We start from the raw sequence: 11,858 nt of genomic DNA, 5'->3' as shown, positions 1-11,858 counted from the left end.
CGGACGGCAGCGCCATGCCGCCCAGGAACGCCTCCGGAGCCCGCGCCCGGTTCCGTCACTGGTGGCAGCCCGAAGGCATGTGGCGGCGCGGCGTCATTCTCGCCGTCGTCGCCGTCCTCGTGGCCGTCCTGCTGCTCGTGCACGCCGACCTGCCCAACCGGATCGGCAACCTCGGCAGTCTGCTGGAGACCTTCCTGCCCTGGATCGGCCTGGCCGTGCCGGTGCTGCTGCTGGCCGCCGTGCTGCGGCGCTCCACGACCGCGCTGATCGCCCTGCTGCTGCCGTCGGTGATCTGGCTCAACCTCTTCGGCGGCCTGGTCACCGACAAGACGTCCTCCGGCGGCGATCTGACGGTGCTCACCCACAATGTGAACGCCGAGAACCCGGACCCCGACGGCACCGCCAAGGACGTCATCGCGGCCGGCGCCGACATCGTCGCCCTGGAGGAACTGGCCGAGAGCCAGGCGCCCCGCTACGCCCGCGACCTCGCCGCCGCCTACCCGTACCACTCGGTGCAGGGCACGGTCGGGCTGTGGAGCAAGTACCCGCTGTCCGGGGTGCGCACGGTGGACATCAAGATGGGGTGGACCCGCGCCATGCGGGCCGCGGTGAAGACCCCGGACGGCCAGGTCGCGGTGTACGTGGCGCATCTGCCGTCCGTGCGGGTGAAGTTCAACGCCGGATTCACCGCGGGACAGCGCGATAACGCGGCCGACGCTCTCGGCCGGGCCATCGCGGGCGAGAACCTGCACAGCGTGGTGCTGCTCGGCGACCTCAACGGCACCATGAACGACCGGGCGCTGGCCTCGGTCACCTCGCAGATGCGCTCCACGCAGGGCGCGGCGGGCAACGGCTTCGGCTTCAGCTGGCCCGCGTCCTTCCCGATGGCCAGGATCGACCAGATCATGGTCAAGGGCATCGAGCCCAAGGCGTCCTGGACCCTGCCGAAGACCGGCAGCGACCACCTCCCGGTCGCCGCCCGCCTCCAGGTGCCGTAGCCCCTCCGCACACGGCTTTCCCGCGGCTCGGCGCGCTCCGCCGGATGGCGCACCGAGGTGGCGGCGCGGCGGCGGTTGCGCGAGCGTGACCCGCAGGTGCTCGTCGCCGGCGCCCGGTCCGCTGCCGTGAGGGTGTCGCCATGCAAGAACCGATGTCCGCCGCCGCGCGCAGACGCGGGTGGCGTGAGTGGCTTTCCCCCGCCCGGGCCGCCGTCGCCGCCGGGTGGTGCCTGCTGTCCGTCGCGGGCGTGTGGCTGGTGCAGCGCCTGGTGCGGGTCTCGATGATCGACGTGATGGTCTACCGGGCGGCGGGCTGGACGGTACGCACCGGCGGCGACCTGTACTCGCTGCGCGCCGACGGCCTGCCGATGACGTATCCGCCGTTCGCGGGACTGCTGTTCGTCCCGCTGACCTGGCTGGACGTGGGCGCCATGCGCACCGCCGCGACCGTGGCGAATCTGCTGCTCGCGGTGGCCTTCGCCGCCCTGTCGCTGCGGCTGGTCGACCGGCGGCCGACCGTGGCGTCCGCGCTGCTCCTGACCGCGCTGGTGGTGTGGTGCGAGCCGGTCTGGGCGACCCTGCGCTACGGGCAGGTCAATCTGCTGCTCGCCGTGCTGGTGCTGGCCGACCTCACCTGCCGGGCCGACCGCAGGTGGGCGGGGGTCGGCATCGGCATCGCCGCGGGCATCAAGCTCACCCCGGTGCTGTTCGTCGCGCTGCTCGCCCTGGCCGCCTTCACCACCCGCGGGCGCGGCACCCCGTATCTGCGCCGCGCGTCGGTCGCGGCCGGGACCTTCGCGGCCACCGTCGGAGTCGCCGCGCTGGCCCTCCCGCACGACTCGGTCCGCTACTGGACCCAGGACGTCTTCTCGCCCGACCGCGCCGGTTATGCCGAAGAGGTCGCCAACCAGTCGCTGCGCGGCGTCCTGGCCCGGCTGACGCACAGCGGCGACCCCGGCACGCTCTGGCTCTGCGTCGCGCTCGCCGTCGCCCTCGCGGGACTGGCCGTCGCGGTGGGCGCGCTCACGGCCGGGGACCGGCTGCCGTTCGCCGCCGCCTGGGCCGCGGTCTCCTGCGGTGTGACGGCTCTCCTGGTCAGCCCGGTGTCGTGGACCCACCACTGGGTCTGGGCGGTGCCCATGGCCGTGCTGCTCGTCGCCGAGGGGGTACGCCGCCACGACCGGAGGTGGGTCTGGGGCGCGGCGGCGGCCGTCCTGGTGTTCTGCTCGTACGCGCTCTGGGCCCTCCCGCACGGCCGGGGACGCCCCGAACTGCGCGAGAACCCCGCCCAGATGCTCCTCGCGGCCTGCTACCCGCTGGCCGGGCTCGCCTTCCTCGCCGTCGCGGGCCGCGTGGTGACCACGGCGCTGCGTACCGAGTCCCCGCCCCCGGCCCGCGCGGCGCGCTCCCGCGGAGCCCGCCTCAGGTCCCGTACAGCCGGCTCACGTTCGCCCGCGGGGCGGGCCGGGAAGCGGCGGCCCGCCCCGCGGCGAAGCCGGTCAGCAGATTCTCCGTGACCTTGGTGACGAACGTCCGGGTGCGCTCGTCCATGCCGTGGTCGCGGCCCATCAGACCGGTGCCCGCCATCAGCCCCTCGACCCAGCGCATCGTCCCGGTGGCGAAGACGCCCGCGCCGCCGGGCACCGTGTAGTACGCCGAGTCCGAGTGGCTGGCGCGGCCGTCGCACACCAGCGGCGAGTGGGCGACGACCTCGATCGGCGCCGGAGTCGGACAGCCGGGGTCCACCCGGTCGTACTCGACGCCGACCAGGTGCGCGAAGCGGTCGCCCCGCGCGGCGCCGGTGCCCGCGAAGAGCCAGTGGTCGGCGCTCTCCACCACGTACGGGGCGTCGGTCGGATACCCCTCGTAGATGACGCCGGTCAGCGAGGACTCGGGGTCGGGGGCGGGCCGGGCGCGGAAGTCGTTGGTCGGCTTCGCCGGGTCGCGCGCGAGGCCGGGGTCGCTCTGATAGTCGGTCTTGTAGCAGACCACGGTGCGCGGTTCGCCGCCCCGGACGGCTTCGAGGCGGATCCGCCGGAAGCAGGTGTTCGCGCCGAGGAAGACCAGATTGGTGCCCGCGTCCCGCGCCGCCGTGACGTGCGCGCGCTGCTCCGGCGTCCAGTACTCGTCGTGGCCGAGGGCCACGGCCGTGGTCGCGCCGCGCAGCACGCCGGGGTCGCGGTGGACGTCGATCCCCGTCGTGTACGCCAGCGGCAGCCCGAGCCGCTCGGCGAGGACCACCAGGGCGCGCTCGTACACCAGGAACTTCTCGGCGCCGTTCTTCGCGTACGGCCGGTCGAACGACACGGCCAGCGACCGGTCTCCGTAGCCGCCGTCCCGGCCGTTGTAGAGGCTGTAGCCGCCCCAGTCGTTGTACGCCTGCCAGGTCGCGGGCGCGTGCATGATCAGGGTCCGGCCGGTGGCCACGGCCGAGCGGACCACGAGCGGGACGTACCGCTGATGGCCGTCGTCGGAGGTGAGCAGCAGCAGGTAGGCGCCCTCGGGCCAGCCGTCGGTGGGGACGTCGAGGCCGCGCTCCCAGCCCGCCGTCACGGTCCTGGTGGACCCGGACGTCCTGGGCCCCGGCTGCCGGTGCCCCGCCGTCCGCGGCGACGTCCACACCCGCGTGGCCTGCGACCCGCCGTACCAGCCGACCCGGTAGGCGGCGACGCGGAAGCCGGGCGCGGTCGTCGACACGTACAGCCCCACGCGCTCACCGGGCCGGACGCTGACCCTGTCGGCGTACCCCTCGATCGCGTCCGGCGGTCCCAGCGAGCGGATCCGCCAGTCGTCGGTGCCCGCCCGCCGGACGGGGGTGGGGCCGCTGGTGGGGGTGCGGCGCACCGCGGCGGAGCCGCTGTCGCACCCGGCCGCCGCCGCGCCGACCACCCCGGCGACGGCCGCGTGGAGCACACGCCGCCGGGCCGGACCGGGCGGCGCGCCGTCGTCGGCGGGACGGGCGTACGGGCCGGGCGGCGGGCCCTGGGCGCCCGGCTGGGGCGCCGGGCCCTTCGCGGCCGGGTGCTCGCGTTCGTCGTCCACTTCCGCGTCCCCTTCCCGGTGCGCCGGGCGCTGGGGCGCGGCTCGGCTCCGTCAGGACGATCCTGCGCGTGATCCGGCCGCCCGCGGCTCCGGCGCGCCGAACGCGGCGGTCACCGGGCGGTGTTGGTCAGCTCTGCTCGCCCTCGCGCCAGCGGTTGGTGATCGGCAGCCTGCGGTCCTTGCCGAAGCCCTTCGCGGAGATCTTCGTGCCCGGCGGGTACTGCCGCCGCTTGTACTCGGCGGTGTCGGTCAGCTTGAGGATACGCGTCACCAGCTCGGCGTCGAAGCCCGCCGCGATGATCGCCTCGCGGCCCTGGTCCCGGTCGACGTACATCTCCAGGACCCGGTCGAGGACGTCGTAGTCCGGCAGCGAGTCGGTGTCGACCTGGCCGGGGCGCAGCTCCGCGCTCGGCGGCTTCGCGATCGAGTTCTCCGGGATCGGCGGGGTCTCGCCGCGCGCCTCGGCGTCGGCGTTGCGCCAGCGCGCCAGCCGGAAGACGGTCGTCTTGTAGACGTCCTTGATCGGGCCGTACGCGCCGACCGAGTCGCCGTACAGCGTCGAGTACCCCACCGCCAGCTCGCTCTTGTTGCCCGGCGCGAGCACGATCTGGCCCTCCTGGTTGGAGATCCCCATCAGCGTGACGCCGCGCAGCCGCGACTGGAGGTTCTCCTCGGCGAGGCCGGTCAGCGACAGCGACGCCATGTAGGCGTCGAACATCGGGGCGATCGACACCGTACGGAGATTGAGGCCGGTCCTGCGGGCCAGCTCCGCCGCGTCGCCCTTGGAGTGGTCCGAGGAGTACGCCGACGGCATCGACACGCCGTACACGTTCGCCGCGCCGATCGCGTCGACCGCGATGGCGGCCACCAGGGCCGAGTCGATGCCGCCGGACAGACCGATCAGCACCGAGCGGAAGCCGTTCTTCTCGACGTACGCGCGCAGGCCGGTGACCAGCGCGCCGTAGATCTCGGCGTCGTCGGTCAGCCGCTCGGCCTCGCCGCCGGTGAACTCCGCCGGATACGGTTCGACCGGCGCCTCGGAGAGCGTCACATGGCGGATCTCCAGGCCGTCGGCCACCCGCCCGGACGGCGCCCGCCCGGGCGCGGCGGGCAGGTCGAGGTCGAGCAGCACGCACTCCTCGGCGAACTGCGGGGCCCGCGCGATCACCTCGCCGTCCTCGCCGACGACGATCGTGTCACCGTCGAAGACCAGCTCGTCCTGGCCGCCGACCATCGCCAGATACGCCAGCGTGCAGCCCGCCTCCCGCGCGCGCCTGCGCACCAGGTCCAGACGCGTGTCGTCCTTGTCCCGCTCGTACGGCGACGCGTTGACCGACAGCAGCAGACCGGCGCCGGCCGCGCGGGCCGCCGGGACCCGGCCGCCGTCCTGCCACAGGTCCTCGCAGATCGCCAGCGCCACGTCCACGCCCCGCACCCGGATCACCGGCATGGTGTCGCCCGGCACGAAGTACCGGAATTCGTCGAAGACCCCGTAGTTGGGCAGGTGGTGCTTGGCGAAGCGCAGCGCCACCTCGCCGCCGTGCAGCACCGCCGCGCAGTTCTGCGGCGCCCCCGCGGGCTGCCCGAACCTCGGCCGCGCGTTCTCGCTGCGGCCCAGATACCCCACGACCACCGGCAGCTCGCCCAGGCCCTCGTCCGCCAGCCGCTTCGCCAGCGCCACCAGGGCCGCGCGGCTCGCGTCCACGAACGAGGCGCGCAGCGCCAGATCCTCCACCGGGTACCCGGTGAGCATCATCTCGGGAAACGCCGCCAGGTGCGCTCCGCGCGCGGACGCGTGATGGGCCCAGCGCACGACGGTCTCGGTGTTCCCGGCGATGTCGCCGACGCGGGAGTCGATCTGATTCAGGGCGAGGCGTAGTTGAGGCATGGCCTCATCTTAATCGTCAATGCGACGAGATGTCGCCCGGGGTGCCCATGCCCAGGGGGTCGGCCCCGAAGGGGCGCGGGGAACCGCGCGGCCACCGCCCGGCCACCTCGCGGTGCAGGGCAGGCCCCAAGGGGCGCGGGGAACCGCGCGCTCAGCCACCGTGCTCCCGCAGGTCACCACCGGCCCCCGCGGGGCGGATCGGTTGTCTCCGGGCCACCGGCCCGTTGGTGGCTGGCCGCGCGGTTCCCCGCGCCCCTCAAATATTCGGCGTACCGCCCCGGTCAGGGAACCGGCCGGGGCCGCGCCCCGGAGAAGATCGGCTTACCGTCCCTCGCAAGAAAATCGTTTCAGCGGCGCAGCCAGACGGCGGTGTCGGCGGGGATACGGCCGTCGAGGAGAGGTCCGCTGGTGAGCAGGAGCTCACTGTGCGCGGGCAGCTCCGCGGGGGTGTCGGCCAGGTTGACGACGCAGACGAACGCGTCGGTGCGGCTGAAGGCGAGGACGCCCGGGTCGGAGTCGAGCCAGTGCATGGGACCGTCGCCCAGACCGGCCTCCGCGCTGCGAATCCGCAGCGCCGCCCGGTACAGCGAGAGCATCGACGCCGGGTCGGCGGACTGGATCTCGGCGGTGCGCCCCGCCCAGTCGGCCGGCTGCGGAAGCCACGGCTCCGCCGAACCCTCGGGGCTGAAGCCGAACGGCGAGGAGTCACCGGACCAGGGCAGCGGCACACGGCAGCCGTCCCGGCCGGGGTCGGTGCCGCCGGACCGCAGGTACATCGGGTCCTGGAGCTTGGCCGCCGGAATGTCCTCGACCTCGGGCAGCCCCAGCTCCTCGCCCTGGTAGAGGTAGACGGATCCGGGCAGCGCCAGGGTCAGCAGCGCGGCGGCCCGCGCCCTGCGGGTGCCCAGCTCCAGGTCGGTCGGGATACCGAACGCCTTGGTCGCGAAGTCGAAGCCGGTGTCGACCCGCCCGTAGCGGGTGACCGTACGCGTCACGTCGTGGTTGCACAGCACCCACGTGGCGGGCGCGCCCACCGGCTCGTGCGCGGCCAGCGTCGTCTCGATGGACTTGCGGAGCTGCTCCGGCGCCCAGGGGCAGGCGAGGAAGTCGAAGTTGAACGCGGTGTGCATCTCGTCCGGCCGCAGATAGTGCGCGAAACGCACCGCGTCCGGCAGCCACACCTCGCCGACCAGAATCCGCGTGTTGTCGTATCCGTCGGCGATCCGCCGCCAGCCGCGGTAGATCTCGTGCAGGTCGTCCCGGTCGATGTACGGGTGCGGGGCGGCCGGGTCGCTGCTCAGATCGGGCAGCTCCGGGTCCTTGGCGACCATCGCGGCGGAGTCGATCCGTACGCCGCCCGCGCCGCGGTCGAACCAGAACCGCAGGATGTCCTCGTGCTCGGCCCGGACGTCCGGGTGGTTCCAGTTGAGGTCGGGCTGCTCGGAGTCGAAGAGGTTCAGGAACCAGTCGCCGGGCGTGCCGTCCGGGTCGGTCGTCCTCGTCCAGGCCGGGCCGCCGAACTGCGAAGGCCAGTTGTTCGGCGGCAGCTCGCCGTCGTCACCGCGGCCGGGGCGGAACCAGAAGCGGTCGCGCGCGGGCGATCCGGGACCGGCCGCCAGCGCCTCGCGGAACCACGGGTGGGCCGCCGATATGTGGTTCGGCACGATGTCGATGATCGTCCTGATGCCCAGCGCCAGGCCCTCGGAGATCAGCTTCTCGGCCTCGGCGAGCGTGCCGAAGACCGGGTCGATGTCCCGGTAGTCGGCCACGTCGTATCCGCCGTCGGCCATCGGCGACGGGTACCAGGGGTTGAACCAGAGGGCGTTGACGCCCAGCTCGGCCAGGTAGGGCAGCCGGGAACGCACCCCGGCGAGGTCTCCGGTGCCGTCGCCGTTGCTGTCGGCGAAGCTCCGCGGATAGACCTGGTAGATGACCGCGCCGCGCCACCAGTTCTCGTCGGCCTCGGGCTGAGGGGTGTCTGCCACGTCAACGTCCTTTCGGGCAGGTGGGACCCCGCCGCCGGCCCCGGAGGCGGGGATGTGGGCATAGAGGCCGGCGGCGGAGTGCTTGGGGGTGCGTTACGGAAGGCTTGCGGTCCGGTGACCCGTCAGCCCTTGAGGCTGCCCGCGGTCAGGCCGGACATGATGTTGCGCTGGAAGAGCAGGAAGATCAGCAGGGTCGGCACCGCGGAGATGGCCAGCGCGGCGATCAGCACGTTCTGCGGTACGCCCTGCGAGAGCGAGTTGATGCCGATGTTGATCGGCTGGTTCTTCGGGTCGGGCTCCACCAGCATCGGCCAGAGGAAGTCCTTCCAGACGTTGACCACCGCGAAGATCGACACGACGCCGAGGATCGGACGCGACATCGGCAGCACGATCGACCACAGCGTGCGCAGCGGCCCGGCGCCGTCGATCTTCGCCGCGGACATCAGATCCTCGGGAATCGAGTCGAAGAATCGCTTCAGCAGGAAGATGTTGAAACCGTTGGCCACCGTGGGCAGCCAGATCGCCCACGGGGTGCCGATCAGGTTCACGTGCAGCAGCGGCAGGTCGAGGACCGTCATGTACTGCGGCACGATCAGCACCGCCGCCGGGATCATCAGCGTGGCGAGCATCATGCCGAGGATCAGATTGCCGAGCACCGGCCGGAGCTTGGAGATCGCGTACGCCGCCGCCACGTCGAAGACGAGTTGCAGCAGCAGCGCGCCGAACGCGTAATAGAAGGTGTTGAAGAGCAGCCGGGCGATCTTCAGCTCGCTCCAGGCGTCCGAGTAGTTGCTCGCCTTCGGGTGTTTCGGGAAGAGCGTCGGCGGATTCGCCAGGACTTCCTGGGCCGACTTGAAGCCGCCGGTCACCATCCAGTAGAGCGGGCCGAGGAACACCAGGGTGAAGACCAGGATGACCAGGCTCAGCACGGTCCAGTAGACGAATTTCGCCCGCGGTCGGCTCAAAGCGGCCGACGAGATCAGGGTCCGGTTTTGCTGGGTGAACGCTGCCATGTCCGTCTTCCGTCCTAGTCGCTGTTCCGGCTCAGCCGCGCGTACACACCGGAGAATCCGGCCAGCACCAGCAGCAGGAAAAGGCCCAGCGCCGCGGCGCTTCCGAAATTGTTGTAGCGGAACGCGTACTGGTAGACCATGTACACGACCGTCGTGGTGGAGTTCTCCGGGCCGTTGCCGCCGGTCAGCAGATAGACGTTGGTGAACTCCTGCATGGTCGCCACGATCTGGAGCAGCAGCATGAGTGAGAGCACCATGCGGGTCTGCGGGATCGTGACGTGCCAGATCTTGCTGAACAGCCCGGCTCCGTCCAGGTCGGCGGCCTCGTACAGCTCGCCGGGGATGTTCTGGAGCGCGGCCAGATAGATCAGCGTGGCGCTTCCCATGCTCATCCAGGTGGCCGCGATCACCACCGAGATCATCGCCGTGTGCGACGAGTCCAGCCATGCGGAGGTCGGCAGGTGCAGGGTCTTCAGAATGTGGTTGAAGAGCCCGTACTCCGGGTTGTAGAAGTACTTGAACAGCAGCACACCGGCGACCGGCGGAAGCATCACCGGCAGGTACACCAGAATGCGCAGGTACGCCTGTGCGTGCCGCAGTTCATTGAGCAGGATCGCCACGAAGAACGGCACGATGAAGCCGATCACCAGCGCGTACACCGTGAATTGCAGGGTGTTGCGCCAGGCCGTCCAGAAATACGGGTCGTGGTAGACCTGCTTGAGATTGTCGAAGCCCACCCAGGTGGTGACACCGCGCTTGGTCTTCTGGAAGCTCATGATGAACTCGCGGACCATCGGGTACCACGAGAAGAACCCGAAGCAGAGGACCGCGCCGATCAGGAAGCCGTACGCCTGGACGTTCTGCCGGACTTTACGGCTCAGGCCGGAACGGCGCTGCGTTCCATCGGGCTGACCAACGGGACGCCCGGCGTGGCGCCTACTCGATTTCTCGGGGACGGTTGTCGCCGCCATGGGTGCTCCTCGACTGAAGTGATGCGTCGGGCCGGTACCGCTGAGCGGGGGCCGGTCGCCGGACCGGCCCCCGCGGGCTGTCGTTACTGAGAGGCGGCCAGGAGGCTGTTGACCTGGGACTCGGCAGTGGAGAGCAGCTTGGAGATGTCAGCGTTCTTGTTGGTCAGAACACCGGACATCACCGTGTCGAGCACGGTGTAGATCTTCTGGGCGTTCGGCGGCTCGGGCTTCACGGGCACCTGGGCGTCGACGTACGTCTTGAAGTTCTCGACCGGGACGGTCGCGTTCGCGGCCTTGGTGGAGTTGTCCTTCTCCTTCGACGCGCCGGTGAAGAAGAAGGGCTGCGGGAGACCGACGGGCAGGCCGTCCGTCTTGTTCCGCGGGTAGTTGAACTGGCCCTTCTCGAGGGTCAGGTACTTGAAGTTGATCCAGGCGATGCCGGCCTTGATCTGGTCCGGGGAGGCCGACTTCTTGAACATGTAGTCGGCGCCGCCGAACAGCGAGGTCTTGCCGCCGGGGATCGGGGCCATGCCGAGGTCCTCGAACTTGGCCTTGTACTGCTGGACGACCAGCGGGATGTCGTCGGGAGCGCCGACGTACATGCCGACGACGCCGGTGCCCATCGCCTTCTGGACGTCGCCCCACTCCTTGCCCGGGGTGGCGGGCATGCTGTTGTCCGTCCAGCGCATGTCGTGCAGCGTGGTCAGCAGGGTCTTGGCGCTGTCGTCGTTGAACGTCGCCTTCTTGCCGTCCTCGGACACCATGGTGCCGCCGAGGCCGTACAGCTCGGACGTGAAGTGCCAGCCGCCCTGGTTGCCGCCGGCGTTCTCGATGAAGCCGTGGATGCCCTTGCTGCCGAGCTTGTCCTCGATCTGCTTGGAGGCGGCGCGGACGCCTTCCCACGTGGTGGGCGGGTTGTTCGGGTCCAGACCGGCGTCCTTGAAGATCTTCCGGTTGTAGATCAGGCCCATCTGGTAGTTCGAGGTGGGCAGACCGTACAGCTTGCCGCCGTCCTTGAGGACGTCGAGGACACCGGGGTCGATGTCCTTGAGGTTCGGGACCGTCTTGTCGTTGACGTATTCCGTGATGTCGGCCGCCTGGCCGGCGTCCAGCACCTGCTGGAGGTCGGTCATGTACGTGTAGAACGCGTCGGTCTGGCTACCGCCCTGGAGCTGGGCGGTGAACTTGGCCGGGTCCTCGCAAGGGAACGCGTCCTTGCTGTTGACCGTGACGTTCGGGTACGTCTTGTTGAACTCGGCGACGTCGTCGATCCACTGCTGGCGCTCGGCCTTCTTCGTGGTCGGCGGCTCACAGTCGACCGTGATCGACACCTTGGTCTTCGGGTCCAAGGGGGTGCCGGCGCTGCTGGAGCTGCTGCTGGCCTTCGTTCCCGGGTCATCCTTCTTGTCGTCGCTGCTGGAACACGCGGCAGCGGACAATCCGATGCCCGCGACCAGCGCGACCGCCACCAGTCTGCGGTAGCCGATTCTGCTCATGTTCAAAACCCTTTCCCCTGAACCACTGCGCGTCGTTGGACTGCGATCTGGGACCCCCGCGGCACATGGTGCACGTGATGCTCGGCGCAGTTGCACGCCGCCGTTTCGGGTTGGCTCAACGTACTTAACCCGATAGATGTCCGCAAGATGTCGCGCGAATTTCGCAAAGACACGACTTGGTTACGACGTCGGACGGCTCGCAAGTGGAAGCGGGGTCACCGGCCGTGTGCTCGCGGACGGCCCGTGACGGCCCCTCCGCGGGCCCGGCGCGGGCCGGGCCGGAGGGGGTGCCCACGGGCCCGGGAGGGTCGCCCGGCGGGCCCCAGGGGGCCGCGGCCGGCGGGTCGCCGGGGGAGCGGACGGCGGCGCCCGGGGGGGGGGGCCGGCGAACCCCCCCCCGCCCCGGGGGGGTGGGGGGGGGGCGGGCGCGGGGGCGGGCGCTGGGGGGGGGGCGGGGGCTGGGGC

General features: G+C 71.1%; 8 protein-coding genes. 2 read left to right on the top strand and 6 right to left on the bottom strand.

Annotation, left to right across the window (positions count from 1 at the left end):
* Window positions 1-14 precede the first annotated feature (14 nt).
* Both ACIP4Z_RS01125 and ACIP4Z_RS01120 read left to right on the top strand, forming a co-directional pair.
* A complete protein-coding gene (locus ACIP4Z_RS01125) occupies window positions 15-998 on the top strand; it encodes an endonuclease/exonuclease/phosphatase family protein (RefSeq protein WP_391044251.1) in 984 nt (327 codons plus the stop codon).
* A gap of 152 nt (window positions 999-1,150) precedes the next feature.
* Complete coding sequence (locus ACIP4Z_RS01120; protein WP_391160591.1) at window positions 1,151-2,515, top strand: glycosyltransferase 87 family protein; 1,365 nt, start codon at window positions 1,151-1,153, stop codon at window positions 2,513-2,515.
* Here the strand turns inward: ACIP4Z_RS01120 and ACIP4Z_RS01115 are convergent.
* From ACIP4Z_RS01115 to ACIP4Z_RS01090, 6 genes are all read right to left on the bottom strand, one after another.
* On the bottom strand, window positions 2,421-4,040 hold the full coding sequence (locus ACIP4Z_RS01115) for a N,N-dimethylformamidase beta subunit family domain-containing protein (protein WP_401304035.1): 1,620 nt from the start codon (window positions 4,038-4,040) through the stop codon (window positions 2,421-2,423). The two genes, ACIP4Z_RS01120 and ACIP4Z_RS01115, sit on opposite strands and share 95 nt — an antisense overlap.
* A gap of 127 nt (window positions 4,041-4,167) precedes the next feature.
* Window positions 4,168-5,928, bottom strand: a complete 1,761-nt coding sequence (locus ACIP4Z_RS01110) for an NAD+ synthase (protein WP_391043735.1) — start codon at window positions 5,926-5,928, stop codon at window positions 4,168-4,170.
* A gap of 347 nt (window positions 5,929-6,275) precedes the next feature.
* The gene (locus ACIP4Z_RS01105; protein ID WP_355334474.1) at window positions 6,276-7,913 is read right to left on the bottom strand and encodes an alpha-amylase family glycosyl hydrolase; all 1,638 of its coding nucleotides are present in this window, start codon (window positions 7,911-7,913) and stop codon (window positions 6,276-6,278) included.
* A 122-nt stretch (window positions 7,914-8,035) separates the two neighbouring features.
* A complete protein-coding gene (locus tag ACIP4Z_RS01100) occupies window positions 8,036-8,926 on the bottom strand; it encodes a carbohydrate ABC transporter permease (RefSeq protein ID WP_355334473.1) in 891 nt (296 codons plus the stop codon).
* A gap of 14 nt (window positions 8,927-8,940) precedes the next feature.
* Window positions 8,941-9,897, bottom strand: a complete 957-nt coding sequence (locus ACIP4Z_RS01095) for a sugar ABC transporter permease (RefSeq protein WP_355334470.1) — start codon at window positions 9,895-9,897, stop codon at window positions 8,941-8,943.
* Between the two features lie 83 nt (window positions 9,898-9,980).
* Complete coding sequence (locus tag ACIP4Z_RS01090) at window positions 9,981-11,393, bottom strand: extracellular solute-binding protein (RefSeq protein WP_355334468.1); 1,413 nt, start codon at window positions 11,391-11,393, stop codon at window positions 9,981-9,983.
* Between the last annotated feature and the right edge of the window lie 465 nt (window positions 11,394-11,858).

This window comes from Streptomyces sp. NPDC088910, assembly GCF_044749865.1.
Classification (GTDB): domain Bacteria; phylum Actinomycetota; class Actinomycetes; order Streptomycetales; family Streptomycetaceae; genus Actinacidiphila.
This window is presented reverse-complemented; position numbering and strand designations above follow the sequence as displayed.

What these genes read in the sequence shown, in the direction of transcription:
- ACIP4Z_RS01120 (WP_391160591.1), top strand. Translation starts at nt 1,151, where the DNA reads ATGTCCGCCGCCGCGCGCAGACGCGGGTGGCGTGAGTGGCTTTCCCCC.
- ACIP4Z_RS01110 (WP_391043735.1), bottom strand. Translation starts at nt 5,928, where the DNA reads ATGCCTCAACTACGCCTCGCCCTGAATCAGATCGACTCCCGCGTCGGC.
- ACIP4Z_RS01095 (WP_355334470.1), bottom strand. Translation starts at nt 9,897, where the DNA reads ATGGCGGCGACAACCGTCCCCGAGAAATCGAGTAGGCGCCACGCCGGG.
- ACIP4Z_RS01100 (WP_355334473.1), bottom strand. Translation starts at nt 8,926, where the DNA reads ATGGCAGCGTTCACCCAGCAAAACCGGACCCTGATCTCGTCGGCCGCT.
- ACIP4Z_RS01125 (WP_391044251.1), top strand. Translation starts at nt 15, where the DNA reads ATGCCGCCCAGGAACGCCTCCGGAGCCCGCGCCCGGTTCCGTCACTGG.
- ACIP4Z_RS01090 (WP_355334468.1), bottom strand. Translation starts at nt 11,393, where the DNA reads ATGAGCAGAATCGGCTACCGCAGACTGGTGGCGGTCGCGCTGGTCGCG.